This window comes from Lactobacillus colini, from assembly GCF_017874575.1.
In the GTDB taxonomy this organism is placed as follows: Bacteria; Bacillota; Bacilli; order Lactobacillales; family Lactobacillaceae; genus Lactobacillus; species Lactobacillus colini.
Genome location: NZ_JAGGLU010000004.1, coordinates 12,584 through 37,755, shown reverse-complemented (window position 1 = coordinate 37,755; position 25,172 = coordinate 12,584). Strand labels below are relative to the sequence as shown.

The following is a 25,172-nucleotide window of genomic DNA, read 5'->3' as shown; positions in this document are numbered from 1 at the left end:
GCTACCCTACTTTTTAGGTACAAAATTAATTTCTTCAGCAATTAATTGAATAAATTTTTCAGTTGCTGGAGAAAGATATGAATTTTTCTTCCAGGCTGTAATATGATTTGCTAAGGTGAATGGCTTAAAAGGAATGAAAGATAGACCTTCAGAGTTGTAAACATCAAGAATACCTTTAATGCTAACCATAGAGAATAAACCAGATTTTACTAATAATAGAGAATTACCAGCTAAGTTATGGGTGGAGCGTAAATTAAGCTTATTGGCATCAAGCTTTAAGATATCAATTAATTCATCACGTACAAGATTGCGCTTAGTGAATGCTATTGGAATATGGTAAAGATCTTTAGCAGTTATACTATCTTTTTTTGCAAGTTTGCTATCTTTTTTTACGATTAATCCCCATTGGTCTTTATTAGGGAGTTGAAGATAATGATATTTAGCCGCTTCAATGGGTTCAATTAGGATAATTAAGTCTAATAAGTCTTGATCGAGTTTTTCTTTTAAATCATTTCCATTAGCAGTATAAATATCAAATTTTATGTGGGGGTATTTTCGCTGCATTTTTTCAATCATATTCATCGCAAATATAGATACTGAACTTTCTACGCAGCCAAGTCGAATAGTGCCAGAGAGGTCATTATCTTGATTTTGCAATTTGGATTTAGTTTGTAAAATAAAGTCAAGAATCGTTTGAGCTCGCTGTTGAAATAAGGCACCAGACTTAGTTAATACAAGTCGATGATTGACACGGTCAAATAAATCTACACCAATTTCTTTTTCTAATTCATTAATTTGACGAGAAAGCGTAGGCTGGGTGATATGAAGTTGTTCAGCTGCTTTAGTGACGTTCCCGAGTTTAGCAACAGCAATAAAATATTTAAGTACACGAGTATCCATAATATCCCTTCTGTATAAACATACAAATTGAGCATGAATTGTAATTTAATATAAGTATTTTACATCAAATTATGTTCTTTATATAGTTTGAATATTTGATTGGACTTGTAGAATTGCTGTTTTTTATATCGCAAAGAAAGGCGGATATATGTGATATAATTAATAGTACTATTTTATTTATAAACTTTATTTTTATCAGTTTAACTTAAAAAGATAAAGGTGGACTAATTTTATGGATATTAAAAAGTTACAAGACTACCAAAAGCACGTTAGAAACTTTTCAATTGTAGCTCATATCGATCATGGTAAATCTACTATAGCCGATCGTATATTAGAGTTAACCGACACAGTTTCAGAAAGACAAATGAAAAATCAATTGTTGGATGATATGCCATTAGAGCGTCAACGTGGGATTACTATCAAGTTAAACTCAGTACAGGTTAAGTACCATGCTCAAGATGGTGAAGATTATATCTTTCACTTAATTGATACTCCAGGACATGTAGACTTTTCATATGAAGTATCACGTTCACTTGCAGCTTGTGAGGGTGCTTTATTAGTAGTTGATGCTACTCAAGGAGTACAGGCTCAGACCTTGGCTAATACTTACCTGGCTTTGGATGATGACTTAGAAATCTTGCCAGTTATTAATAAGATTGACTTGCCATCTGCAGATCCAGATATGTGTAAGGATGAAATTGAAGAAATGATTGGCTTAGACGCAACTGATGCAGTAGAAGTGTCTGGTAAGACAGGGCAAGGAATTCCGGAATTATTAGAAAGAATTGTAAAGGATGTACCTGCTCCATCAGGTGATTTAACTGCACCGTTGAAAGCCTTAATTTTTGATTCTAAATATGATGATTATCGAGGTGTAGTATTAGCAGTTCGCATTGAAGAAGGGATTGTTAAGCCAGGCGATAGAATTAAGATTATGAATACGGGTAAAGAATTTGAAGTTACTGAAGTTGGTGTTTCTAGTCCTCATCCAGTAAAGAAGGACATGTTAGTAGCAGGGGATGTAGGTTATCTGACTGCTAATATTAAGTCTGTTCGTGAAACTCGTGTTGGTGACACAATTACAAGCGCTCAAAAACCAACTGCTGAGCCACTTCCTGGTTACCGTCAGATTCCACCAATGGTTTATTCTGGTATGTATCCTGTTGATAATCAGAAGTATGACGATTTAAAAGAAGCTTTGCAAAAATTACAATTGAATGATGCAGCCCTTGAATTTGAACCTGAAACTTCACAGGCTTTAGGTTTTGGTTTTCGTTGTGGATTTTTAGGATTACTTCACATGGATGTTGTCCAAGAAAGACTCGAGCAAGAGTTTGATATGGATTTGATAATGACTGCACCAAGTGTAGATTACCATGCAATTATGAATGACGGCTCAACTAAATTAATCGATAACCCGGCCGATTTGCCAGATGCTGGTGAATATCGAGAAGTTCAAGAGCCTTATGTTAAGGCTGAGATTATGGTGCCGAATGATTATGTTGGACCTGTGATGGAGCTTTGTCAACGTAAGCGTGGTGAATTCATTACGATGGACTATCTTGATAAGTACCGAGTTAACGTCAAATACAATATGCCATTAGCTGAAATTATCTTTGACTTCTTCGATGAATTAAAGTCTTCGACTAAGGGATATGCCTCTCTTGATTATGAAATTACTGGGTATCGTGCGACTGATTTAGTTAAGATTGATATGCTCTTAAATAAAGAACCGATTGATGCTTTGAGCTTCATTGCTCATAGATCCGAAGCGCAAGAGAGAGCACGTCAGATGACATCAATGCTTAAGAAACTAATTCCACGACAAAACTTCGAAGTTGATATTCAAGGAGCCATTGGGGCTAAGATAATCTCTCGTGCTACGATTAAGCCATATCGTAAGGATGTTACTTGGAAAATTCATACAGGTGATCCAGATCGTCGTGCAAAATTGCTTGAAAAGCAAAAACGTGGTAAGAAGCGAATGAAGGCTGTTGGTAAGGTAGAAGTACCACAAGATGCTTTTATGGCGGTTCTTAAGATGAATGATGAAGACATCAAAGGTAAATAAAAACCTATAAACATCAATAGTATCGGGTTCCGATACTATTTTTTTACGCAATTTTCAAAATTTACGTAAAAAGCTGACTATATTTTTATTCAATTAAAAATATGATAAAATTATTATAATATTTACTGATGAAGGAGGGAGAATAAATTGACTAATGACTTATTTTTATTGAAGCATAGTAATGAAAAACAGTCTGTTTTACAGCCTGACCACGAGAGTTTAGGATATCATTTCGATTATCCGATGATTTATGCGTTCTTAGAGAAAAAAATTATTAATAGTTTTTTATCTAAAATTTGGCATCGTGAAGTAGGAAAATTTGAAACAATTTCGTTTACACCAAGTATTTATGAAATTGAGATAAACAGTAAGAAATTTAATTTATGTCAAGCTCCTCTGGGGGCTCCAGCGGCTACTCAACTTTTAGATTGGCTAATAGCTTACGGCACTAAAAAAATTTTAGCAATTGGTAGTGCAGGTAGCTTAGTTGATTTACCTGAAAATGCATATTTCTTAGTTAAAAGGGCAATAAGGGATGAAGGAACTTCATTTCATTATCTACCAGCAAAAAATGAAATAGAACTAGATTATGACTTTAGGAAAGAGTTATTAAATAAGGCTAAAGAAAATAGCATAAATTTAGAAGAAGTAGTAACTTGGACAACAGATGGCTTTTTTAGAGAAACAGAAAATAAAATTAAGCTAGCTATGTCTTATGATGCTAAGTTAGTGGAAATGGAGTGCAGTGCTTTGGCAGCATGTAGTAAGTTTAGAGGGGTCAAATTTGCTCAAATATTATTTACAGCAGATAGCCTGGCAGATGTGAACGAACATGAGAGCCGCACTTGGGGTGAATTAGGAAGTCAAAATGCTTTAGAATTAGCAATTAAATTACTGAGCTAGTATTTAAAATCGCATTTTTCAAGATGGTCATTAATAAACCCAGTTCCTTGCAAAAAGGAATAAATAGTCGTTGGGCCAACAAATTTAAAACCTGCTTTTTTCATGTCTTTAGAAATTTGTGTAGATAAATCTGTTTTAGCGGGTATATCAGACATGCTTTGAGGATGATTAATAATAGGTTCTGGAATATATTGCTGCAAAAATTCACCTAAAGTCTTACCTTTTTTATGCCAAGAGCTAATAACCCTAGCATTGTTAATAGCAGCATTGATTTTTAACTTATTGCGGATAATTGTCGAATCGGTAAGTAATCTTTTTATATCTTGCTCATCAAATTGAGATACTTTATCTATGTCGAAGTCGGCGAAAGCTTTTTTAAAATTGTCTCGCTTATGCAAAATAGTAGACCAGGACAAGCCAGATTGAAAGCTTTCTAAGATAAGCATTTCAAATAGGTAATTTTCATTTAAATTAAGCTTGCCCCATTCGTAATCATGATAATCTTGATATATTTGCTCAATAGAGCCCGAATAGTTCCAATCACAACGTTGCATATAGGAGTCCTTTCTAAAAATGGAAAAACAATTATTTGATAAATTAAATGTTGAATATACTAATTATAGCGATAAAGAAGTGGAATGGTTAATTCACCATATTGGTGATCCTAATAGTAACATTCGGGACAATCTGGTTTGTGAAACATTTGGTAAGGGTTTTTTATGTGAGAACTTTAGCCATAATCAAGCTAGATATTTGATTAAGTATGTACTAAATAGAAATTTACTTTTTTATAATTTAGAAAAAACAGACAGCGCTATATTAACAAGATCATTTACTTGTTTATTATTAGAGTTAATTATTGAAACTGATGGGGACAAAAACTCAAAATTTTATAATATTTTATATGAAAAAGAGCGAAAAAATATCTTTTTAAATTTACTTGATTATTTAAAGCAAGAACATGATTTTACGAGTTATTCGACAGATTGGGGCTGGGTAGATGCAGTTTCTCATCTTTCAGATACTTTTGAAGTTTGTTTTAAGCATCATAGTTTTCCAAAAGAATATGGACAAACATTTTTAAATAATTTAATGTTACTATTATTGAAAAATAGTAACAGATTTATTAGCGGTGAAGAATGGAGAATTAGCAATGCCTTATTTGCTGGACTAAAATATAAAATATTTTCAAGTAGTGATTTGTGTGTATGGCTAGATGAATTAAAATTAGATGATAGAAGTGATCTTATTGCTTTTTATCAATTTGCAAATCTAAAGTCAATATTGTTAGACTTGTATATAAAGTTAGATAATGCTAAGTTATTAGAAAAGTCTTTAAAGCAAGCAATAGTTTCAAATTATTTGAAAAAGTATTAATTAATACAAAAGCTGACTAATATAGTCAGCTTTTTGTATAATTTTAATAGAATCATATTTTTGGAGGGATGGTAAATTGATACATGAGTATTCTGCAGGCGGTTTAATTTATCGTCTCAAAGATAATGAAGTTCAACTTTTAATTGTTCAAAGTAACATTAATGGGTCCTGGGGATTTCCAAAGGGACACTTAGAACAGGGGGAAACTAATCGACAAGCTGCCCGAAGAGAAGTTTTAGAAGAAGTAGGGCTAGTGCCGGATTTTGATTTTTCTTTTGAAAAAAGCATAACTTATACAATTACTAGAAATCGTGAAAAAACAGTGAAGCTTTTTATAGCTAAATCAACCCCTGGACAAAGTGTGCGTCTACAAGATAATGAAATAAAAAGCGCTAAATGGCTATCTTATAAAGATGCTGAGCAGTTCCTTCGTTATCCAGAGCTAATTAAGATTTTTGAGGATGTTATAGAGTATGTTTACAAGAGGATGAAAAAATAAATGCATTATCCCAAAGAATTAGTAGAGCTAGTTAAGCTAAGATCTCAAGGAATGAAACTAGAAGGATTGAATGAAGGAGCGGGTCCGATTAATCCTAAGCTAATGATTGTTGGTGAAGCGCCAGGGAAAAATGAAATAATTGATAATATTCCCTTTAATGGGGATGCAGGTCGTGAACTGATAAAATCACTTGCCAGCATTGGCTTGACACGTAAAGATGTTTATATTACCAGCGCTGTGCGCAGTCGCCCTTATTCAATTAAAAAAGTTTTCAGTAAGCGTGAGAATAAGCAAGTAATCAAATATCCTAATCGAAAACCTACTAAAAAAGAAATCTTGGCTCATGCACCATTTCTTGACTATGAAATAAGAATGGTGCATCCTAAGCTAATTGTAGCTGTTGGTAATACAGGATTGGAGAGATTATTAGGCAAAGGAAAAATTTCTGAAGTGCACGGTGAGGTGATCGAAGATACACCCATTCTGCAGTTAAATAAAAGCCAAGATAGTTATACTTGGTCAAAAGAGCACTATACTATCTTTCCGCAATATCACCCTGCGGCGATTTTTTATAATCGTAAATTGACGGATAGCATTGAAAAAGATTGGCAAGTAATTAAGCCATATCTGAATAGCTCAAGCATGGTAAAATATAAGTAGGATAGATTTGTTACGGAGGTTTTTTATGAAAAAACAATTTGGAATTGCTACTGTTATTGCGGCTTTAATCCTTACAGTAGGGTGTCAAAAATCAGCTTCATCCAATAATAGTAGCTCAGAAAATTCATCACGATCTAGTATAATTAAAAAATCTAGTTCTACTTCAAGTGATAAGTCTAATGCTAGCTCATCTAGTACATCGTCTTCTCAATCCAGCTCACAAAAGTCTTCTCTTAAAGGTAGCCAAGCACCAACAAGTAAAAAGAGTCGTTTTGCTAAAATAAACGCAGAAATTGCTAAAAAATTTCCTAGCTTACCGCTACCTCGAACTAGCGGTTTAGACATGGACAGCAATACTATCAATGCTCGTTATAGCAAAAATAATAATCAAGTTACAATTTACTATAGTGTTGGTAATAAAGCTAAAGCAGTCAATGACCCAAGTTTAAATAAGGAATTGCCATATCTAGTTTATAGTCAAATAAGCAATTTAGACTCTGCTGAATTAGATAGTCGGATAAACTATCAAAATCAAGCTTCAGGTTTACCAACTGTAAAGCTAAATGACGGCATTACTGCCACTGAACAATCAGGTGCTGGTCAACGCTATTTAACCTGGAACAAGGATAACTGGTCATTTACTGTTCATGCAAGTGCAGTTAATAATCAAGATCCAAAGCCTATAGCTAATAAGCTTATTGCACTATTAAATAGTTATAAATTACCACAAATGGATAAAAAGGCTGCAATTACTATTACAGTAGGAGAGGGTTATGGTTCATTAAATAACCAAATGTACTTCCAAAAAGATGGAAAGTTATATCATTTGCAAGCTCATAGCTTGAAGACAATGCTCAAGATGGCATCAACTATTAGATAAAATAAAACTGCTACTCGTTATAAAGTAGCAGTTTTTTGTTAAATATTACGATAAAGGCTAATTACTTTTCCTAAGATTAAGGTACTATTTTCTTTGGAATAGTGGGCAAGAGATAGTTTATTATCTTCATTCAAAACTATAACAATATCATTTTCTGTAGCTGAGGTTTGTTTTTTGATAATAATTTGATCACCAGCCAATAATTGATTATGAAAATCTGTTTCAACTTTTAACATAAATAAATTACCAGCAAATTTTTTAAGTTGTGGTGGTATTGGAAAAAAGTCACTTGCTTTTTCAATGGCTTCATTGAGATCAGTAATAGAACTATTAATAATTGGGATAACTTGGGGTTTAACGCCTAATTCTTTAAGCCCAGCCTTAGTGACTTCAATAGCACGTGGCTTAGTCGCATCTCTATATAGCCACCCCTTATGCTCTAAGCGAGCTAAATGACCATGAACAGTTGAAGTTGAGGAAAGATTGACTGCTTCACATATTTCTCTTACTGTAGGTGGGAATTTTCTCTTTTCTACAGTATCGTAAATATATTGTAAAATCTGAACTTGTTTAGATGTGGGGTTATTTGTTTTAGGCATAAAAATTCTCCAATAATAATTTGATTTTATTTTATCAAAAAAGATTATATTAAACAAACGAGTGTTCTGAAAAAATATTCATTAAAAACTTTTTTTCTTAGAAAGATTAAGGTAGACTTAAAGTACGTAGTGAGGTGTTTAATATGGATAAAAAAGAAGAAGAAAAAGTGATCAAGAGAATCAATGAGCTGTATCACCTTAGTCAAGAAAGGGAATTAACTCCAGATGAATTAGAAGAGAGAAAGAGATTACGTGCGGCTTTCTTAGAAAATTTTAGAGCCGGATTTAGACAGCAATTAGAAGATACAGTTGTTATTGATAAAAATGGTAAGGAAATAACTTCAGAAAAGGCTAAAGAAGCTCAAAGAAGAAAAGGTTTAAGAAAAGATTAGATAACCCCTTTAAAAAAGGCGATTTTTTTAGTAAAATTTACTTGTTTATAAAATTGGAGGTTTTTAAATTATGAATTTAGGTTTAGCAATTTTTCTCATCATCATTGCCTTACTCATTGGCTTAGTTGGTGGTTTCTATGGTGCAAGAGCATATATGAAGAAATATTTCCAAGATAATCCTCCAATCAGCGAAGATATGATTGCTGCAATGATGGCACAGATGGGTCAAAAACCATCTGCCAAAAAGCTTAACCAAGTAATGAATATGATGAAACATCAACAGCAACGCAATAACAAGTAAGTTTTATCTAATCATTAATTAGGCGGAGGACTGCATTCTCCGTCTTTTTTTATACAATTGAGGTGAATAGATGAATATTTTTAAAAAATTAGGTTGGTTTTTCAAAAAAGAAAAAAGACGATATATAAGTGGAATTACTTTTCTTATTCTTACGGCATTTGCCAATTTAGTACCACCTCGAGTATTAGGATTAATGTCTGACCAATTAGATAAGGGATATATTTCCTGGAGTGAATACGGCATTTTAATATTAATAGTAATTGCAGCGGCAATAATTTTATACATGTTGCGCTACTTTTGGCGCAAGCAGATCTGGGGTGGTGCAGCTGAACTTGAGCGTCAGATGCGGTCAAAGTTATTTGAGCACTTTATGAGAATGGATGCCACCTTTTATCAGCGCCATCGAACTGGGGATTTAATGGCACATGCTACTAATGATGTTACCGCTATTCAAAATGTTGCCGGTGATGGTGTCTTAACACTAGTAGATTCTTTAGTTACTGGTGGATCAACTATGGTCGCTATGATGATTTTTGTTGACTGGCGTTTAACTATTATTGCGCTATTACCACTGCCATTTTTAGCTGTTGGTGCTTGGAAACTAGGTGATCATTTGCATAATGCTTTTGATAAATCACAAGCTGCTTTTTCTCGTTTGAATAATAAGACGCAAGAATCTGTATCCGGGATTAAGGTCTTGAAAACTTTCGGGCAGGGTAAGCAAGATACGGCAGCATTTGATAAAATGGTGGATCAAACTATTGAAATTAATAAAAAAGTATTCAAGTGGGATGCTTTATTTGATCCACTAGGCACCTTAATTATTGGCTTAACCTATGTAATTACTATTATTTATGGTGGATTGTTAGTAACTAATCATACCTTATCAGTTGGACAGCTGGTATCATTTATTGCTTACATAGGTAATATGGTCTGGCCAATGTTTGCAATTGGTTATTTGTTTAATATCTTGGAACGTGGTTCAGCTAGTTATGATCGTGTTGAACGACTTTTATACGAAAAGCCACAGATTACAGATGAGAATGCAGACTTTGATATAGATAAAGAAGATATTAAGGGAGATTTAGATTATCAGATTGATAGATTTGCTTATCCAGATGAACCTGAGTTGACAGTTCTAAAAAATATTAAATTTACCCTTAAACCTGGTCAGACTTTGGGCTTAGTTGGTAAAGTTGGCTCTGGTAAAACCACAATTATTCAACTTTTATTGCGCGAGTTTGATAAGTATGATGGGCGTATTACATTAGCTGGAAAAGATATTCGAAATATCCCTCTTAAAGTCTTATTAAATGAGATATCTTACGTACCTCAAAATAATTTTTTGTTTTCAACGACAATTAAAGAAAATATTGCATTTTCAGATATTAATGCTAGTGATGAGAAAATTATCACTGCATCTAAAAAGAGTGATTTGCATGATGATATTTTGCAGATGCCAGCTGACTACAATACTTTAGTTGGTGAAAATGGAGTATCACTATCAGGTGGTCAAAGACAAAGAATGTCAATTGCACGTGCACTTTTAAAGAATAGTCAGATTTTGATATTAGATGACGCTTTATCCGCTGTTGATGCCAAGACTGAGACCGAAATTTTATCATCTTTAAGAAAAGAGCGTGCTAATAAGACGACATTGATTGCAGCTCATCGCCTAACTTCAGTTATGGATGCTGATTTAATCCTAGTTTTAAAAGATGGTCAAATTGTTGAACGCGGAACTCATGAGCAATTGATTGCATTAAATGGTTGGTATGCAGAAATGTGGCGTCGGCAAGAGTTACAAAATAAGGTAGGTGAAAGATTAGATGGATAATAAAAACCAATCAATCTGGTCTCAAGAAATTCCAGTTAAAGAACAATTGAAAATTTTTAAAAGGCTGATGACTTTTGTAAAGCCCTTTAAGTTTGAGATAGGCTTAGCCTTAGTAGGAGCATTTATTGTTAGTGTAATTAATATGCTTTTACCAAGAGGACTGCAATATTTTTTGGACAATTATTTAGTTAAGCAAAATGCAACACTACAAGTTATATTGTGGGCGGGATTGCTTTATGGCTTTGGAAGTATTTTAAAAGCGATTATTCAGTTTACTTATGAATATTTCTATGCACTTGGCTCAGAAAAAACACTTGAAAGTGTACGTAAAGTTTTGTATAAAAAGCTCCATACTTTAGGGATGAGATATTTTGATCAAACACCAGCTGGTTCAATTGTATCCCGTGTTACTAATGATACAATGACTTTGAGTAATTTCTTATCAGTTTTATCTGGTGTAGTAATTGGAGTATTTTCAATTATTACCGCCTTTGTGGCAATGTATTTGACTAATAAAGTCGCAGCTGGTTTAGTGTTAATATTTTTACCAATTTTGTTACTAGTAATTTGGCTTTATTCTCGAAAAAGTTCTAAGTTATATCGTGGCTTTAGAGAAAGGCTCAGTGGCATTAATACTAATTTAAATGAATCTATTGAAGGTGTATCTCTTATCCAGCAGTTTAAGCAAGAAGAGCGGATGACTGCCAATTTTGAAAAGCAAAATGGCTCATTGATGGATATGCGCTTTCGAATGATTAGAGTGAATTCATTATTACTTTCACCGCTAACTAGTTTGCTTTATTCATTAGCACTAGCAGTGACATTAATGTATTTCGGCTATCCTTTACACGATACTTTTGTGCCAGCTGGCATCATGTATTCTTTTTCCCAATATGTTGCTTCTTTCTTTAATCCAATATCAACTATGATGGATACAATGACTATGTTTCAAGATGGTATTGTAGCTGGAAAGAGGATTTTTAGAATTTTAGATAATGATGAGTATGAACCTAAACAAAACGAGAGCTCTAACTTAGCTGTTACTAAGGGCAAGATTGAATTTAAGCATGTTAGTTTTTCTTACGATGGCGAGCATGAAATTTTACATGATATTAGCTTTACAGTTAATCCAGGTGAAACTCTTGGTATCGTAGGTCATACCGGTTCAGGAAAAAGTTCAATTATTAATGTAATGATGCGTTTTTATGAATTTTATCAGGGTGAGATTCTAATTGATGGGGTGAATATTAAAGAATATCCTAAGGCTGAATTACGAAGAAAATTGGGCTTAGTATTACAAGAGCCATTTATGTTTTATGGTGATATTAGTTCAAATATTCGCCTGTATAACTCTAAAATTACTGATAAACAAGTTAAACAAGCATCAAAAGTTGTTCAAGCAGATCAATTTATTGAAAAGCTGCCAGGCCAATACCATGCTAAAGTTCGTGAAGGTGGCAGTGAATTTAGCCAAGGCGAGCGACAACTGATTTCCTTTGCTAGAACTTTAGTGACTGACCCTAAAATTTTAGTCTTGGATGAAGCGACAGCTAATGTTGATACTGAAACTGAAAGCTTAATTCAAGCAGGATTGAAGAAGTTACGCCAGGGCAGAACTACGCTAGCAATCGCTCACCGCCTTTCAACAATTGCAGATGCTAATCAAATTATCGTTTTAGACAAGGGAAGAATTGTTGAAAAAGGTACGCATGATGAATTACTAGCTCAAAAGGGCTATTACTATAACTTATATACTTTACAGCAGAATACAGACAAGGAAGGTAACTAATATGAAGAAGTATTTTTCTATTCGTGGTGGTGCAGGTGATATTACTGGGTCTGATAAGATGCGCCCTCAAGATAATTTATATTTAGCAGTAAATGCTGAATGGCAAAAGACAGCTAAAATTCCAGCTGATCGTACTGAAATGGGAACTAATGCTCAAATCGACATGCGTCTTGAGAAGATTATGATGAAGGACTTTGCTGATTTTGCTAGTGGCGAAAAAGAATTACCTCAAGTTGATAATTTTTCTAAAGCTATCGCTTTGTATAAGCTAGCCCGCAATTTTGACACTAGAGATAAGCAAGGTACGTTACCAATTAAGTCTGATTTGAATCAGATCAATAATTTAAAAGATTTTGATCAATTTAATCATTTAGCAAGTCAATTAACTTTAAGTAACTTCACCTTACCTTTTGCCTTTGACGTTGACGCTGATATGAAAGATACTAGCAAGAATGTTTTGTATATTTATGGTCCGGGAACATTATTGCCGGATACTACTAGCTATCAGGATGCAGATGCAGAAAAATTACTTTCTATTTTAGAAAGACAAACTATCAATTTATTGACTATGGCAGGCATGTCAATAGAGGATGCTCAATCTCAAGTTAAAGCCGGCCTAGCTTTTGATCAAAAATTGTCTAAGATAGTTAAATCAACTGAAGAATGGTCAAGCTATGTCAATATGTATAATCCAATGTCAATGGAAGATTTTCTAGCTAAATTTAGGTCATTTGATATGAAGCAATATTTAGAAAAGATTTTGCCTCAAATCCCTGAGAAGGTTGTTGTTACGGAACCTAGGTTCTTAGAACATGCAGAGGAATTAATAAATTCTAATAATTTTGCTGAAATTAAAGGCTGGATGCTAATTAAGTTTATCAATAGCGTTACTAATCTGTTATCACAAGAAGTAAGAGAAGCTGCATTTCCATATAATCAAGCAATTACTGGTTCCAGTGAGTTGCCGTCCCAGGAAAAGCATGCTTATCGCTTAGCTGATCGAATTTTTGCTGAAGTTGATGGAATATATTATGGTCGCACTTACTTTGGTGAATCTGCTAAGCAAGATGTTATTGAAATGATAGAAAAAATGCTTAAGGTTTATGAGCAGAGGATTGCTGATAATGACTGGTTATCTGAAGAAACTAAGAAACAAGCAATTGTAAAATTACAAGCCCTAGTACTTAAAATTGGCTATCCAGAAAAGCAAGAAGAAGTATTTAATCAACTAATTGTTGATAAGAATAAGTCTCTATATGAAAATATTAGAAATATTAATATTGAAAAGTATAAAGTAAATCTTGCTAAATTGGTAAAGCCAGTGGATCGTTCGGTATGGTTAATGCCAGGTAATATGAATAATGCTTGTTATGATCCACAAAGAAACGATCTAACTTTCCCAGCTGGAATATTGCAAAAACCGTTTTATGATTCTAAACAAAGTAGAGCTGCTAATTATGGTGGTATTGGTGCAACTATTGGTCATGAAATTTCTCATGCTTTTGATGATAATGGTGCCCAATTTGATGAAAAGGGTAACATGAAGAATTGGTGGACTGAGGAAGATTTTGCTGAATTTAATAAACGTACTAAAGCGGCTATTGATATTTATGATGGGTTAGAGTATGGACCATCTAAGTTAAATGGTAAGCAAGTAGTTTCAGAGAATATTTCTGATATTAGTGGGCTTACCTGTGCTATTCAAGCATGTAAGATGGATGATGGTAATTTGAAAGAATTATTTGAAAATTATGCGCGTTCGTGGATGCAAATTCAGCGGCCAGAAGCAATAAAAACTGAAATCGCTGTTGATGTACACGCTCCACAGCCAACACGTGTTAATATTCCTGTTCAATGTCAAAAAGAGTTCTATGAAACGTACGATGTTAAGCCGGAAGATGGTATGTGGCTTGATGAAAATCAACGTGTAATAATTTGGTAATTAAAAAACTGCTAGGATTTTTCCTAACAGTTTTTTTATAAACATTATTTTTCGGTTAACATATAAGATCTAGTCATTGGTAGTTTTTCGCCAGATGGGCCCTTAGTTAGTAAATATTGAATAACATCAATATTACCAGATTCAAAAGAAGCTGCACATGCTTGTAGGTAAAGATCCCACATTCTGCAGAATCGCTCACCCATCATTTCCTGTGCTTTATCACGAATAGCGTTAAAGTTTTTATCCCAAATTTCTAAGGTTCTTTGATAGTGACGACGAAGAGTTTCCATATCTGTAATTTGTAAATTGTTTTCGACGATATCACCAACAATTTCTTGAAGCCCTGGAATATAACCGCCTGGGAATATGTATTTATCAATCCAAGCATTAGAAGCTCCACCTTGTTGGCGAGTAATACCATGAATAAGTGCTATACCATTATCATTTAAGTATTTAGCAATATCGGCGAAGTAGCCACTTAGGTTTTCGCTGCCAACATGTTCAAACATACCAACGGAAGTAATGTAGTCAAATTTGCGATCTTTTAATTCACGATAATCTTCAAGTAATACTTCCGCTTGATCTTGCAGCCCCATGGCTTTAATTTTTTGATTTACTAATTTATATTGCTGTTCACTCAAGGTAACACCAGTTACTTTAAGATCATATTCTTTAGCAGCAGTTAACATTAAAGTTCCCCAACCACAGCCAATGTCTAGGAAAGTTTTGCCTTTTTGGGGATTTAATTTTTTAAGGATATGGTGTACTTTAGCGATCTGTGCGGCTTCTAAGTCATCAGTATTACCATTAGTGAAGTAAGCACAAGAATAAGTCATAGTTGGATCAAGCCACAGCTTGTAAAATTCATTACCAATGTCGTAATGACTATGAATATCTGCTTGATTCTGCTTTTCAGTATGCTTTTTAGCTTTAGGCATAAATTTTCTAAATTTAGAATTTCTCATAAAAGAGTCTGCAGATTGGTAGGCGCCTAGGATTAGTTTTTGAATTGCTTGCTTATCGCTACCATTAGTACTCTTAATCTCAATCTTTTTATCCATATATCCTTCACCAAGAGCTAGGGAAGCATTACGGGTAATATCAGTAATTGGGATTTTCTCATTAAAAACAATCTCTAGTCCAGGGTTACCATTGCCATAAACTTTACTTTTGCCGTCCCAATAAGTAACCTTAACGGGAAATGGAAAAGATTTACTGAGCATCATTTTATAAAATGTCTTTTCTAATACCAATTAAATTTCCTCCATTTAAAAAACTAAGAGTAATTTTAACACTAATTTAAAATTTAGGAGTAAAGAAAAAAGTGAGAAATATAATTCTCACTTTATTTGGCAATATAATGAAAGTTAGGATTTTGCTCTTTATCAAGCTTATCCCATGCTTTCTCAAGTTCAGCGTATAAGTCGGGAACCGTATCCTTATTGACTTTTTGATTTTTAGGTATATAGATCGGATTGCCAAAGCAAATTTCCAACGGTTTTCTTTTTAAAAGACCACTAAAAGTTAGTGGACCTTGATAAACTACAGGTAAAATTGGTTTGCCCGACATTTTAGCTATAACAAAAGCACCGCTTTTTAATTCTGCAGAATGACGAGTTCCCGATGGAAAGATAATTAATGAAAGATTATCTTTACGCAATCCTTTGACTGGAATTTTAATTGCAGAAGGACCTGGATTTTTTCTATCAACAGAAAAAGCATGGGCATGGATTAAGATAAAACTTAAAATGGGATTTTTAAATAATTCTTTTTTTGCCATAAACATAAATTCTGTTGGACTTGCTGCTAAAGCAAAGAGAATGGGTTCCCACCATGTGCGGTGAGGGGCGGCTAAAATATATTTGCCTTCAGGAATACGGTCTTTATGATGAACATGAAGATGACCGTTTAAGACCCAAACGATAAAACGTACGATTGGGCGAATTATTTTGTAAAACATATTTTTTCCTCCGATATTATAGTAATATTCTATACCAGTAAGATGAAATTACAAATAGAAAGGCAGAAATCAGTGATTGACTTACTTAAAAGCGGTGAAAGAATTGATTATTTATATAGTGATGATTTAAGAATTATACAAGCCAAGGATGCCTTCGCAGTGACTCTAGATACGATGCTGTTATCATATTTTGCTAAAGAAAAGATACATGATAATTATCATGTAATTGATTTATGTAGTGGTAATGGCGCTGCTAGCATTTATATGGCCTATTTTAATCGTGCTCACTATGATACAGTAGAAATTCAAAATGACCTTGCCGATCAAGCTAAGCGAAGTATAGAGTTAAATGAACTAGAGAATCGAATTGATGTTCACAATATCGATGCTCTTGATGCTCCGCAAAAGTTAGGTAAAGATAAGTTTGATATGGTAGTTGTTAATCCACCATATTTTAAAGCGCCTAAGGGACATGTACTTAATCCAGATAAAAAAAAGGCAATAGCTCGCCATGAATTATTAATTGATTTAAATGGGATTATTGATGTTGCTAGTCAAATGCTTAAGATGAAAGGGAAGATGATAATGGTTCATCGACCAGAGCGATTAGGCGAGATCATGCATTTTTGTTTGAATCATAATATGAGTGTCAAGACTGTACAACCATTTGTCTCTAGAAGAGGAGATAATAGTAACTTAATTATTGTTGAAGCTATCAGAAACGCAGCTAGTGATGGTGTAGTTTTGAGGGATGCGATTGAAGTTCATAATTTAGACGGTACGTTTAAACCAGAAATTCAAAAAATCATTAAACAGAGCTCCGATGAAAGAATTAAACATCATCAAAAACAAAAGTATTATTTTTATTGCCTTCTGTGCAGTGATGGTAGCTTTTATGGGGGATTTACTAATGATTTGAAACATCGATTAGAGATGCATAATTCTGGTAAAGGAGCTAAATATACTAAAGCTCGTCGACCTGTCAAGTTGATTTATTATGAAGAATTTGAAGATAAAAAATTAGCTTTGAAACGTGAGTACTGGTTCAAACACCATGATCGAAAATGGAAAGAAAAATTTTTAAGAGAACATAATATAAAGTTTTGATTGAAATCATCACTAATATTATGTACAATGTTTGAGTGTGCTTTTACACGCATATTTATATATCACATCAGAAGCGATTAGAATCTACGGTGCCCTAGTATTGGGTCTGATTCTAATGGGACCTTCTGAGAGGAATTAATAACCATAGGAGGATTTTTTTATGACAGTTGTTACAATGAAGCAATTGCTTGAAGCAGGTGTACACTTTGGTCACCAAACTAGAAGATGGGACCCTAAGATGGCTCCTTATATCTTTACTCAAAGAAATGGTATCTACATCATCGACTTACAAAAGACTATTAAGATGTTAGATGATGCTTACAACTACACTAAGGCAGTTGCTCAAGATGGCGGTGTATTCTTGTTTGTTGGTACTAAGAAGCAAGCACAAGATTCAATCGCTGAAGAAGCTAAGCGCGCAGGTCAATACTACGTTAACCAACGTTGGTTAGGTGGTACTTTGACTAACTGGACTACTATCCAAAGCCGTGTTAAGAGATTAAAGCAATTAAAGGAAATGTCAGAAGACGGTACTTTTGATGTTCTTCCAAAGAAGGAAGTAGCACTTTTAACTAAGGAAATGGACAAGCTTGAAAGATTCTTAGGTGGTATCGAAGATATGCCTAGAATTCCTGATGTTATGTTCGTTGTTGATCCTAAGAAAGAAAAGATCGCTGTTCACGAAGCTAATATTTTAGGTATTCCAGTTGTTGCTATGGTTGATACTAACACTGATCCAGATCCAATTGACGTTGTTATCCCATCAAACGACGATGCTATCCGTGCTATTCGCTTAATTGCTGGTGCTATGGCTGACGCTATCATCGAAGGTAAGCAAGGTCAAGACGACAACGAAGACGTTGAAAAAGAGATGGCTGACAAGGCTGCTGAAGCTGACAATGGCGAAAAGTCAATTGAAGAAGTAGCTGAAGAAGCAGAAGATCAAGATTAATTTTTACTAAGATTTCATAAGGAGAAATTGAAATGGCAAAAATTACCGCTGCTCAAGTTAAAGAATTACGTGAACGCTCTGGTGCTGGTGTTATGGATGCCAAGAAAGCATTGGTAGAAGTTGACGGTGATATGGAAAAGGCAATCCAATATCTTCGTGATAAAGGTATGGCTAAAGCTGCTAAGAAAGCAGATCGTATTGCCGCTGAAGGTTTAACTGGTGTTTATGTTGATGGTAATTCAGCAGCTATTACTGAAGTTAACTCAGAAACTGACTTTGTTTCTCAAAACGACAAATTCGTTAAATTAGTAAATGATGTTACTAAGACAATCGCTGAAGGTAAGCCTGCTAACATGGAAGCTGCTGAAGAGTTAAAGATGGAGAATGGAACTACTTTAGCTCAATCATTTGTTGATGCAACAGCAACAATTGGTGAAAAGATTGTTTTACGCCGTTTTGCTTTAGAGCAAAAGACTGATGACCAAGAATTTGGTGCTTACCAACATAATGGTGGTCAAATTGGTGTTATTACTGTCTTAGAAGGTGCAGATGCTGCTACTGCTAAGCATTTGGCAATGCACATTGCGGCAATGAGTCCTAAGGTTATTTCACCTGATGAATTAAGCGATGAGTTTATTACTGAACAATTAGCTTTAATGAATCACAAGATTGACCAAGACAATGAAAGCCGTGCATTGGTAAATAAGAAGCCATTACCTCACTACGTTTATGGCTCAGAAAAGCAATTAACTGATGATGTTTTAGCTAAGGCTAAGGAAGACATTAAGGCAGAACTTAAAGAAGCAGGCAAACCAGAAAAGATTTGGGACAAGATTATTCCTGGTAAGATGCAACGCTTTATTGATGATAATACTCAAGTTGATAAGCAATTTGCAGTTTTATCACAAAACTACATTATGGACGACAGCAAAACTGTTGGTGAGTTCTTAAAAGAAAAAGGCGCTAAGTTAGTTGCTTTCCAACGTTATGAAGTTGGTGAAGGTATCGAAAAGAAGCAAGAAGATTTTGCTGCTGAAGTTCGCGAACAAATGAAGTAATTTCTAAAGAAAGGAGTGGTGCGTCTGCATCACTCTTTTTTTGCATTCGTTTGCTTTTATATTCAGTTATCTGACTTTGTTTATGGTAAAATGAGAAGAGCTATTAAGGAGGACAATCATGAATCAAGTAAAGTACAAACGCATAATTTTAAAAGTTTCCGGAGAAGCGCTTGCCGGCACGAATGGAACAGGAATTAATCCAGAAGTTATTAGACACTTAGCAAGCGAAATAAAAAAAGTTCATGATATGGGCGTAGAGATCGGTATCGTTTGTGGTGGTGGTAACATGTGGCGCGGCGAAACCGGTGCAAATTTAGGAATGGAAAGAGCTCAAGCAGATTATATGGGAATGCTTGCCACAATAATGAATGGACTAGCATTGCAAGATGGATTGGAGAACTTAGGAGTGCCAACTAGAGTACAAACTTCAATTGAAATGCGCCAAATTGCTGAACCCTACATTCGTCGAAAGGCTATTCGTCACTTAGAAAAGGGTCGGGTAGTAATCTTTGGTGGTGGTACTGGTAATCCATACTTCTCAACTGATACTACTGCAGCTTTGCGCGCAGCTGAAATTGATGCAGATGTCATTTTAATGGCTAAAAATGGTGTTGATGGAGTGTACTCTGCTGATCCAAAGCTTGATCCTAGTGCTAAAAAGTATGATGAATTAACTCAATTAGATTTAATTTCAAAGAACTTAAAAGTTATGGATAGCACAGCAAGTTCATTATCAATGGATAATGATATTCCGCTGATTGTCTTTAATGTTAATAAACCTGGCAACATTCAAAAAGTTGTTGAAGGTGAAAATATTGGTACAGTTATTAGGGGTGATAAATAATGTCAAATGAAGTTATTGAAAAAGCAAGAAGTAATATGGATAAATCCATTGCAGTTTATGAAAAGGACTTAGGTTCAATCCGTGCAGGTGTCGCAAATGCAAGCTTATTAGATAATATTAAAGTGACATACTATGGTGCACCAACTCCTTTAAATCAAATGGCAAGTATCACTATTCCAGAAGCACGTGTTTTAATGGTTACACCATATGATAAAACTAGCTTAGATGATATTGAACATGCTATCTTGGCATCAGATTTAGGAATTACGCCTGCAAATGATGGCTCTGTAATTAGAATCGTGATTCCTCAATTAACTGGTGAACGCCGTAAAGAAATTGCCAAGCAAGTAGGGAAATTAGCTGAAAAAGCTAAAATCGCTATTAGAAATGTTCGTCGTGAAGCAATGGATACCTTAAAGCGTCAGACTAAAGATGGCGATATTACTGAAGATGAACAGCGTAACTTAGAAAAGCAAGTTCAAAAGGTAACAGATGATTCAACTAAGAAGGTTGATGAACTCGCTGATAAGAAGAGTAAAGAAATTACTCAAGGCTAGGACTCTAATATGAGTAATAAAAAAGCTTTGAATCACTTAGCAATTATTATGGATGGAAATGGACGATGGGCAAAAAAAAGACATCTGCCACGTTTCGTCGGGCATAAAAATGGTATGGAAAACATTCGTAAAATTGCTCTAGCTGCTAACGACTTAGGCATTAAAGTGTTGACACTTTATGCCTTTTCTACTGAAAATTGGGCTCGACCAACAGATGAAGTAAACTATTTAATGAAGTTGCCGATTGATTTCTTTAATAAATTTATGCCAGAATTAATGGAAAATAATGTTAAAGTAAATATCATGGGCTTTAAAGATAGTATCCCTCAAAGAACTTATGAAATTGTTCAAAGAGCCATGAAAGAAACAGCTAATAATACTGGTATGGTATTAAATTTTGCGTTTAATTATGGTTCACGAAAGGAAATAATATCTGCAGTAAAAAATATTGCTAAGCAAGCAATTTCTGGTAAAGTTGATCCCGATAAAATTGATGAGAAAATGTTCTCTGATAATTTACTAACTAGTGCTCTAACACCATATGATGATCCAGATTTGTTAATTAGAACATCGGGTGAACAAAGATTGTCTAATTTTTTATTGTGGCAAGTTGCTTATAGTGAGTTTGCTTTTATTGAGAAAAATTGGCCTGATTTTAATGAGAGTGATTTAAAACAGTTAGTTGATGAATATCAAAAACGTGATCGTCGTTTCGGAAAGTTATAGATTAATAGAAATTTATTAGGATATGAAAACAAGAGTAATCACGGCAATTATTGCCTTAATTATATTTATCCCTATTGTGTATTTTGGTGGGATTTGGATAGATATTGCCGCCTGTGCATTTGCGGCAGTCGGTATAGGTGAAATCTTCATTATGAAGAAACAAATTCTAGTTTCTTGGGATTTTGTGTTTGCGCTGTTAGCAACACTATCGCTGGCTGTGCCAGACAGTTTCTTTAGTTTTTTGCCACCTTTTTTAACTCGTATTGGTATTTTCTATATCTTTGTGATGTTAATGTTGGTGAGAACTGTACTATCCAAGAATCGTGTTACCTTCGATGATGTGGGTGTGTATACATTAGCATCTCTGTATATTGGTACAGGTTTTCACTACATGGCAGCAATTAGAAATGCTCATATGGGACTACAAGTATTGTTCTATGTCTTTGTAGTTGTTTGGGCAACTGATATCTTTGCTTACTTAATTGGTAGAAAGATTGGTAGACACAAACTTTGGCCAGTTATTAGTCCAAATAAGACATGGGAAGGTTCTATTGGAGCCGTTATTATGGCAATTATTTGTGCAGGAATTTATGTATACTTTGTACCAACTGGCAGGGATTCTCTCAGCTTAATCGTTTTAGCCTTTTTCTTATCTATTATTGGACAAATGGGCGATTTAGTAGAATCAGCCTACAAGAGATTTTATGGCGTAAAAGATTCTGGCAGAATTTTACCAGGACACGGTGGCATCTTGGATAGATTCGATAGTATGTTATTTGTATTACCTGTAGTTGCATTTATGGGTATTATGTAGGAGAACTACTGAATGAAAGGTATTTTAATCTTTATTGTTGTCTTCGGTATCCTCGTCTTCGTACATGAATTTGGTCATTTTATTGTAGCTAAAAAATCTGGTATCTTAGTCCGAGAATTTTCTATCGGTATGGGTCCAAAATTGTTCCAAGTAATGCATAAGCAGACTACATATACAATTCGATGGTTACCATTGGGTGGTTATGTTCGTTTAGCTGGCCCAGATGATACAGCAAAGATTGATCCCGGTACTACAGTTATTTTGCAGCTAAACGAAGCAGGAGTCGTGAAGCGAATAGATGCATCTGGTTCACAGATACCAATTGAGGGTGTTCCACTCCAAGTAAATTCTAGTGATCTTGTTGATGATTTAACTATTTCTGGATTTGAAAATGGAGAAGAAGATAAGTTAAAAACTTATCATGTTGATCATGATGCAACAATCATTGAAAAAAATGGCACTGAACTCTTAATTGCACCTAGAGATGTACAATTTCAAGAAGCAAATGTTTGGAAAAAATTAGCAACTAATATTGCTGGTCCATTAATGAATGTAATTTTGGGATTCGTGGTGTTTTTGATTTGGTCAATGACTATACCTGGTCCTTCGACAACAGTAGTTAGTCATGTGGCTAATAATTCACCTGCTCAAAGTATAGGAATTAAGGCAAATGATCAAATAACTACTTTAAATGGTCAAAAAATTACGCAATTTGAGCAAATAAGTCAAATTATATCTAAGAATAAAAATAAGACCGTTCATCTAGAAGTAAAGAGAAAAAATAAACATAAGAGTTTTAGAGTAGTCCCAAAGGAAGTAACGATTAATGGTCAAAAGGCATATCAATTAGGTATATATGCTAAGACTGATGATTCTCTTACCTCTAAGTTGGGACGAGGCTGGAATAGTGCTGTAAATACTACTGGTTTAATTTTTAATGCAGTTGGTGGATTGTTCAGACACTTTAGTTTGAATAAGCTATCTGGACCAGTTGGCATTTATTCACAGACTGCTCAGGTTTCTCAAATGGGCTTTACTTATATATTAGTGTTCTTAGGAATGATCTCAATTAATTTAGGAATTGTTAATTTATTGCCAATTCCTGGTTTAGATGGTGGTAAGCTATTACTGAATATTATTGAACTAATTATCGGTAAGCCAATTCCACAAGATAAAGAAGCAATTGTTGATATGATCGGTTTTGTATTTCTTTTGATATTAATAATTGCAGTTACTGGTAATGATATTTATCGCTACTTTATAAAATAATTTAATTTTGAATTTAATTTTTGGAGGACAACATGCGTCAATCTAAATTTTTCATGCCTACATTAAAGGAAGCACCTTCTGATGCTGTGGCTAAAAGCCACCAATTAATGCTCAGAGGAGGTTATATTCGTCAAGTTACTGCTGGTGTTTACGCATATTTACCATTAGGTTATCGCGTTTTGAGAAAAGCAGAGAGTATAATTGAACAAGAAATGGACAGAATTAATGTACCTGAAATGATTATGCCGCATCTTCTTCCAGCAACTCTTTGGCAAGAATCTGGTCGCTATAAAAAATATGGTGCAGAAATGTTTAAATTGCAGGATCGTCATGGACGTGAAAGCTTATTAGGACCAACCCATGAAGAGACTTTTACAGAAATAGTTGCCAAGAACTTAAAGAGCTATAAGCAAATGCCATTAGCCTTATATCAAATTCAAACTAAGTTTCGTGATGAAAACCGTCCTAGATTTGGATTACTTCGTGGACGTGAGTTTGTAATGTTAGATGGTTATAGCTTTGCTGCAACTAAAGATCAACTTGATGAACAATTTGAAGATCAAAAAAATGCATATAAGCGTATATTTAATCGCGCAGGTGTTACAGTTCACCCAGTAATCGCTGATTCTGGTACTATGGGTGGTAAAAATTCAACTGAATTTCAAGCTCCAGCTGCTATAGGTGAAGATACTATTGCTACTAATGAAAAGGGAACCTATGCTGCTAACCTTGAAATGGCTAAAAGTATTGATACTTTCAAACAAGAACCAGAAGAGCTTAAAGATATTGAGAAAGTTGCTACTCCTGATTGCGAGAGTATTGAGAAGTTATCTAAGTTCTTAAATGTGCCTGCAACTAGAATTATAAAGAGTATTTTATTTATCGCCGATGATAAAAAAGTATTAGTTTTGATTCGTGGCGATAAGCAAATTAATGAAGTTAAATTGGGACATGTTTTAGATGCTGACGAAGTTCGTGAAGCAAGTGCTGAAGAATTAATTGACATTACCGGATCTGCTAAGGGCGGTGTAGGTCCTGTAAATGCTAATTGGGCAGATAAAATCATTGCTGATGAAACCGTTAAGAATCTTTATAATGTTGTTGTAGGAGCCAATGAAACAGACTATCAATATCAGAATGCTAATATTGATCGTGATTTCAAAGTTGATGAATTTGCAGATTTGAGAACTGCTAATGAGGGAGAACCTGATCCTGTGGATCATTTACCACTTAAATTTACAACTTCTATTGAAGTAGGTCATATCTTTAAGTTGGGAACTTACTATACTGATACTATGGGAGCAGATTTCTTAGATAATAATGGTAAAGCTAAGCCAGTTATTATGGGATCATATGGTATTGGCGTAACAAGAATGTTATCAGCAGCAGTTGAACAACATCTAACTGAAAATGGTATAGCTTGGCCAAAAGAGATTGCACCTTTTGAGATTCATTTGATTCAAATGAAAATGAAAGATGATACTCAAACTGAGATTGCTGAAAAGCTTGAGAAGAAGTTATCATCTAAGTATGATGTTTTATATGATGATCGCAATGAACGCCCAGGTGTTAAGTTCAATGATGCAGATTTAGTGGGAGCACCAATTAGAATTACTATTGGTCGCAAAGCTAGTGATGGTATTGTTGAAGTTAAGCGTCCAAGCGATGATCGAGCTGTTGAGATTGATGTAGATGACTTAGACGCATATATTAATAAAGAGTTAGGGTAATTTTC

At 34.4% G+C, this 25,172-nt stretch carries 25 protein-coding genes; 20 read left to right on the top strand and 5 right to left on the bottom strand.

All coding sequences use genetic code 11. The features are described 5' to 3' along the window. Nucleotides 1-6: 6 nt before the first annotated feature. Nucleotides 7-900 carry a LysR family transcriptional regulator gene (locus J2Z60_RS04505; protein ID WP_209686485.1) on the bottom strand — a complete coding sequence of 298 codons (894 nt, stop codon included), beginning with the start codon at nucleotides 898-900 and terminating at the stop codon, nucleotides 7-9. A gap of 232 nt (nucleotides 901-1,132) precedes the next feature. Between J2Z60_RS04505 and lepA the strand changes: the two genes are divergently transcribed. Together lepA and J2Z60_RS04495 are read left to right on the top strand one after the other, a co-directional pair. Continuing rightward, a complete protein-coding gene (lepA, locus tag J2Z60_RS04500) occupies nucleotides 1,133-2,971 on the top strand; it encodes a translation elongation factor 4 (protein ID WP_209686484.1) in 1,839 nt (612 codons plus the stop codon). A 147-nt stretch (nucleotides 2,972-3,118) separates the two neighbouring features. Next, nucleotides 3,119-3,874 (top strand): nucleoside phosphorylase, encoded by a 756-nt coding sequence (locus J2Z60_RS04495; protein ID WP_245328716.1) that lies wholly within the window; start codon nucleotides 3,119-3,121, stop codon nucleotides 3,872-3,874. Here the strand turns inward: J2Z60_RS04495 and J2Z60_RS04490 are convergent. After that, the gene (locus tag J2Z60_RS04490) at nucleotides 3,871-4,428 is read right to left on the bottom strand and encodes a DNA-3-methyladenine glycosylase I (protein WP_209686483.1); all 558 of its coding nucleotides are present in this window, start codon (nucleotides 4,426-4,428) and stop codon (nucleotides 3,871-3,873) included. The two genes, J2Z60_RS04495 and J2Z60_RS04490, sit on opposite strands and share 4 nt — an antisense overlap. A 19-nt stretch (nucleotides 4,429-4,447) precedes the next feature. On the opposite strand from J2Z60_RS04490, the gene J2Z60_RS04485 reads away from it, so the two are divergent. From J2Z60_RS04485 to J2Z60_RS04470, 4 genes are all read left to right on the top strand, one after another. After that, nucleotides 4,448-5,251 (top strand): DUF2785 domain-containing protein, encoded by an 804-nt coding sequence (locus J2Z60_RS04485; RefSeq protein WP_209686482.1) that lies wholly within the window; start codon nucleotides 4,448-4,450, stop codon nucleotides 5,249-5,251. Between the two features lie 76 nt (nucleotides 5,252-5,327). Continuing rightward, nucleotides 5,328-5,750 (top strand): bis(5'-nucleosyl)-tetraphosphatase, encoded by a 423-nt coding sequence (locus J2Z60_RS04480; protein ID WP_245328715.1) that lies wholly within the window; start codon nucleotides 5,328-5,330, stop codon nucleotides 5,748-5,750. Then, on the top strand, nucleotides 5,751-6,410 hold the full coding sequence (locus tag J2Z60_RS04475) for a uracil-DNA glycosylase (protein ID WP_209686481.1): 660 nt from the start codon (nucleotides 5,751-5,753) through the stop codon (nucleotides 6,408-6,410). Between the two features lie 25 nt (nucleotides 6,411-6,435). Then, entirely contained in the window at nucleotides 6,436-7,290 is an 855-nt protein-coding gene (locus tag J2Z60_RS04470) for a hypothetical protein (protein WP_209686480.1), read from the top strand. A gap of 38 nt (nucleotides 7,291-7,328) precedes the next feature. Here the strand turns inward: J2Z60_RS04470 and J2Z60_RS04465 are convergent, their stop codons facing one another. Then, nucleotides 7,329-7,889, bottom strand: a complete 561-nt coding sequence (locus tag J2Z60_RS04465) for a LexA family protein (RefSeq protein ID WP_209686479.1) — start codon at nucleotides 7,887-7,889, stop codon at nucleotides 7,329-7,331. Between the two features lie 143 nt (nucleotides 7,890-8,032). On the opposite strand from J2Z60_RS04465, the gene J2Z60_RS04460 reads away from it, so the two are divergent. The 5 genes from J2Z60_RS04460 to J2Z60_RS04440 all read left to right on the top strand — a co-directional run bounded on the left by J2Z60_RS04460 (nucleotide 8,033) and on the right by J2Z60_RS04440 (nucleotide 14,150). After that, the gene (locus tag J2Z60_RS04460) at nucleotides 8,033-8,281 is read left to right on the top strand and encodes a DUF896 domain-containing protein (RefSeq protein ID WP_209686478.1); all 249 of its coding nucleotides are present in this window, start codon (nucleotides 8,033-8,035) and stop codon (nucleotides 8,279-8,281) included. Nucleotides 8,282-8,351: 70 nt separating this feature from the next. Beyond that, nucleotides 8,352-8,582: a YneF family protein gene (locus tag J2Z60_RS04455; RefSeq protein WP_209686477.1), complete on the top strand. Its 231-nt coding sequence runs from the start codon at nucleotides 8,352-8,354 to the stop codon at nucleotides 8,580-8,582. Between the two features lie 70 nt (nucleotides 8,583-8,652). Then, complete coding sequence (locus J2Z60_RS04450) at nucleotides 8,653-10,419, top strand: ABC transporter ATP-binding protein (protein ID WP_209686476.1); 1,767 nt, start codon at nucleotides 8,653-8,655, stop codon at nucleotides 10,417-10,419. After that, nucleotides 10,412-12,208: an ABC transporter ATP-binding protein gene (locus J2Z60_RS04445; protein ID WP_209686475.1), complete on the top strand. Its 1,797-nt coding sequence runs from the start codon at nucleotides 10,412-10,414 to the stop codon at nucleotides 12,206-12,208. Before J2Z60_RS04450 ends, J2Z60_RS04445 begins: the two co-directional genes overlap by 8 nt. A gap of 1 nt (nucleotide 12,209) precedes the next feature. Next, entirely contained in the window at nucleotides 12,210-14,150 is a 1,941-nt protein-coding gene (locus J2Z60_RS04440; RefSeq protein ID WP_209686474.1) for a M13 family metallopeptidase, read from the top strand. 44 nt (nucleotides 14,151-14,194) lie between these two features. Here J2Z60_RS04440 and J2Z60_RS04435 read toward each other — a convergent pair whose 3' ends face one another. Beyond that, a complete protein-coding gene (locus tag J2Z60_RS04435) occupies nucleotides 14,195-15,376 on the bottom strand; it encodes an SAM-dependent methyltransferase (RefSeq protein ID WP_209686622.1) in 1,182 nt (393 codons plus the stop codon). 119 nt (nucleotides 15,377-15,495) lie between these two features. After that, entirely contained in the window at nucleotides 15,496-16,110 is a 615-nt protein-coding gene (locus J2Z60_RS04430; RefSeq protein ID WP_209686473.1) for a lysophospholipid acyltransferase family protein, read from the bottom strand. 75 nt (nucleotides 16,111-16,185) lie between these two features. Between J2Z60_RS04430 and J2Z60_RS04425 the strand changes: the two genes are divergently transcribed. The 9 genes from J2Z60_RS04425 to J2Z60_RS04385 all read left to right on the top strand — a co-directional run bounded on the left by J2Z60_RS04425 (nucleotide 16,186) and on the right by J2Z60_RS04385 (nucleotide 25,167). Continuing rightward, nucleotides 16,186-17,217, top strand: a complete 1,032-nt coding sequence (locus tag J2Z60_RS04425) for a GIY-YIG nuclease family protein (protein ID WP_209686621.1) — start codon at nucleotides 16,186-16,188, stop codon at nucleotides 17,215-17,217. A gap of 160 nt (nucleotides 17,218-17,377) precedes the next feature. After that, nucleotides 17,378-18,169, top strand: a complete 792-nt coding sequence (rpsB, locus tag J2Z60_RS04420; RefSeq protein ID WP_209686472.1) for a 30S ribosomal protein S2 — start codon at nucleotides 17,378-17,380, stop codon at nucleotides 18,167-18,169. A gap of 32 nt (nucleotides 18,170-18,201) precedes the next feature. Further along, the gene (tsf, locus tag J2Z60_RS04415) at nucleotides 18,202-19,227 is read left to right on the top strand and encodes a translation elongation factor Ts (RefSeq protein ID WP_209686471.1); all 1,026 of its coding nucleotides are present in this window, start codon (nucleotides 18,202-18,204) and stop codon (nucleotides 19,225-19,227) included. 118 nt (nucleotides 19,228-19,345) lie between these two features. Further along, nucleotides 19,346-20,071, top strand: coding sequence for a UMP kinase (gene pyrH / locus J2Z60_RS04410; protein ID WP_209686470.1), 726 nt, complete (start codon nucleotides 19,346-19,348; stop codon nucleotides 20,069-20,071). Next, on the top strand, nucleotides 20,071-20,628 hold the full coding sequence (gene frr, locus J2Z60_RS04405; protein ID WP_209686469.1) for a ribosome recycling factor: 558 nt from the start codon (nucleotides 20,071-20,073) through the stop codon (nucleotides 20,626-20,628). Before pyrH ends, frr begins: the two co-directional genes overlap by 1 nt. Nucleotides 20,629-20,637: 9 nt before the next feature. After that, nucleotides 20,638-21,354 (top strand): undecaprenyl pyrophosphate synthase, encoded by a 717-nt coding sequence (locus J2Z60_RS04400; protein WP_209686468.1) that lies wholly within the window; start codon nucleotides 20,638-20,640, stop codon nucleotides 21,352-21,354. A 22-nt stretch (nucleotides 21,355-21,376) separates the two neighbouring features. Then, nucleotides 21,377-22,168: a phosphatidate cytidylyltransferase gene (locus tag J2Z60_RS04395; RefSeq protein ID WP_209686467.1), complete on the top strand. Its 792-nt coding sequence runs from the start codon at nucleotides 21,377-21,379 to the stop codon at nucleotides 22,166-22,168. 12 nt (nucleotides 22,169-22,180) lie between these two features. Then, on the top strand, nucleotides 22,181-23,437 hold the full coding sequence (gene rseP, locus J2Z60_RS04390; protein WP_209686466.1) for an RIP metalloprotease RseP: 1,257 nt from the start codon (nucleotides 22,181-22,183) through the stop codon (nucleotides 23,435-23,437). Between the two features lie 32 nt (nucleotides 23,438-23,469). Next, complete coding sequence (locus tag J2Z60_RS04385) at nucleotides 23,470-25,167, top strand: proline--tRNA ligase (protein WP_209686465.1); 1,698 nt, start codon at nucleotides 23,470-23,472, stop codon at nucleotides 25,165-25,167. Nucleotides 25,168-25,172: the final 5 nt, after the last annotated feature.

Bases quoted from the DNA above. Each gene is read 5' to 3' on its own strand.
- J2Z60_RS04505 (WP_209686485.1), bottom strand. From the start codon at position 900: ATGGATACTCGTGTACTTAAATATTTTATTGCTGTTGCTAAACTCGGG.
- lepA (WP_209686484.1), top strand. From the start codon at position 1,133: ATGGATATTAAAAAGTTACAAGACTACCAAAAGCACGTTAGAAACTTT.
- J2Z60_RS04490 (WP_209686483.1), bottom strand. From the start codon at position 4,428: ATGCAACGTTGTGATTGGAACTATTCGGGCTCTATTGAGCAAATATAT.
- J2Z60_RS04485 (WP_209686482.1), top strand. From the start codon at position 4,448: ATGGAAAAACAATTATTTGATAAATTAAATGTTGAATATACTAATTAT.
- J2Z60_RS04475 (WP_209686481.1), top strand. From the start codon at position 5,751: ATGCATTATCCCAAAGAATTAGTAGAGCTAGTTAAGCTAAGATCTCAA.
- J2Z60_RS04470 (WP_209686480.1), top strand. From the start codon at position 6,436: ATGAAAAAACAATTTGGAATTGCTACTGTTATTGCGGCTTTAATCCTT.
- J2Z60_RS04465 (WP_209686479.1), bottom strand. From the start codon at position 7,889: ATGCCTAAAACAAATAACCCCACATCTAAACAAGTTCAGATTTTACAA.
- J2Z60_RS04460 (WP_209686478.1), top strand. From the start codon at position 8,033: ATGGATAAAAAAGAAGAAGAAAAAGTGATCAAGAGAATCAATGAGCTG.
- J2Z60_RS04455 (WP_209686477.1), top strand. From the start codon at position 8,352: ATGAATTTAGGTTTAGCAATTTTTCTCATCATCATTGCCTTACTCATT.
- J2Z60_RS04450 (WP_209686476.1), top strand. From the start codon at position 8,653: ATGAATATTTTTAAAAAATTAGGTTGGTTTTTCAAAAAAGAAAAAAGA.
- J2Z60_RS04445 (WP_209686475.1), top strand. From the start codon at position 10,412: ATGGATAATAAAAACCAATCAATCTGGTCTCAAGAAATTCCAGTTAAA.
- J2Z60_RS04440 (WP_209686474.1), top strand. From the start codon at position 12,210: ATGAAGAAGTATTTTTCTATTCGTGGTGGTGCAGGTGATATTACTGGG.
- J2Z60_RS04435 (WP_209686622.1), bottom strand. From the start codon at position 15,376: ATGATGCTCAGTAAATCTTTTCCATTTCCCGTTAAGGTTACTTATTGG.
- J2Z60_RS04430 (WP_209686473.1), bottom strand. From the start codon at position 16,110: ATGTTTTACAAAATAATTCGCCCAATCGTACGTTTTATCGTTTGGGTC.
- rpsB (WP_209686472.1), top strand. From the start codon at position 17,378: ATGACAGTTGTTACAATGAAGCAATTGCTTGAAGCAGGTGTACACTTT.
- tsf (WP_209686471.1), top strand. From the start codon at position 18,202: ATGGCAAAAATTACCGCTGCTCAAGTTAAAGAATTACGTGAACGCTCT.
- pyrH (WP_209686470.1), top strand. From the start codon at position 19,346: ATGAATCAAGTAAAGTACAAACGCATAATTTTAAAAGTTTCCGGAGAA.
- frr (WP_209686469.1), top strand. From the start codon at position 20,071: ATGTCAAATGAAGTTATTGAAAAAGCAAGAAGTAATATGGATAAATCC.
- J2Z60_RS04400 (WP_209686468.1), top strand. From the start codon at position 20,638: ATGAGTAATAAAAAAGCTTTGAATCACTTAGCAATTATTATGGATGGA.
- J2Z60_RS04395 (WP_209686467.1), top strand. From the start codon at position 21,377: ATGAAAACAAGAGTAATCACGGCAATTATTGCCTTAATTATATTTATC.
- rseP (WP_209686466.1), top strand. From the start codon at position 22,181: ATGAAAGGTATTTTAATCTTTATTGTTGTCTTCGGTATCCTCGTCTTC.
- J2Z60_RS04385 (WP_209686465.1), top strand. From the start codon at position 23,470: ATGCGTCAATCTAAATTTTTCATGCCTACATTAAAGGAAGCACCTTCT.